Consider the following 849-nt stretch of genomic DNA (forward strand, 5'->3'; position numbering starts at 1 on the left):
CTAGGCCCTGTTAGCGCTTGAAATTCTTCCCATATTGTAGGGATGAAAGAAGGAAACGGAACAGGCACTTTCACGGACGAAACATGGGCGATCTGGGAACGACTGATTGAAGCGGTGCGCCCACATGGCAAGACACCGCCGCATGATTTGCGGCGCACGATAGCGGCGATCTTCTGGCGCCATGAGAATGGCGCGAAATGGCGGAGTATCCCCTCTGAATTGGGTCCGTGGTGGCGGGCGGCGCAGCTTTTCATCCGTTGGGCGAAACTTGGCGTCTGGGAACGCCTGTTCCAACGGGTTCAGGAGCAACAGGGGCTTGCCCTTGGAATGACTTTTCTCGACGGTACGAATATCAGGGCTCACCACAAGGCGGCGGGAGCCAAAAAAAGGGGGCTTCTCGCCACGAGCGAGATCATCGTGAAGCGCTTGGCCGCTCTCGCGGCGGCTATGGCACGAAAGTCTGCGTGATCGCGGACGGACACGGAAAAGCCATCGGTTTTGCGCTGGCGCCCGGCCAGGCCCATGAACTGCCATTGGCGCCGGCCATGCTCAATGACCTTCCCGCCATTCCCCTGTGGGTGGTGGCGGACAAGGGTTACGCGTCGAACGCCTTTCGTGAACGGATATGGGACATGGGCGCCCGGCCCGCCATTCCCGCGAAACGACGAGATGGCGCGGTCGCCTGCCCAAAATGGGCCTATCGGTGTCGGCATCTTGTTGAGAACCTCTGGGCTCGCCTCAAGGAGTGGCGCGCTGTCGCAACCAGATACGAAAAAACAGCAACGTCATTCCTCGCCGTCATACACATCGCTGCCGCTGCAGACTGGATCAAGATCTAACAGGCCCTAG

Annotated in this window: 1 protein-coding gene; it reads left to right on the forward strand. The window is 59.5% G+C overall.

Features of this window, described 5'->3' with window-relative positions; all coding sequences use genetic code 11:
- Positions 1 to 42 precede the first annotated feature (42 nt).
- A protein-coding gene (locus tag HLH48_RS22845) for an IS5 family transposase (RefSeq protein ID WP_220795293.1) occupies positions 43 to 839 on the forward strand; the annotation gives its coding sequence in 2 pieces (ribosomal slippage) (positions 43 to 382 and positions 382 to 839; 798 coding nt in all).
- Positions 840 to 849: the final 10 nt, after the last annotated feature.

It is taken from the genome of Gluconacetobacter sacchari, from assembly GCF_014174255.1.
Classification (GTDB): Bacteria; Pseudomonadota; Alphaproteobacteria; order Acetobacterales; family Acetobacteraceae; genus Gluconacetobacter; species Gluconacetobacter sacchari.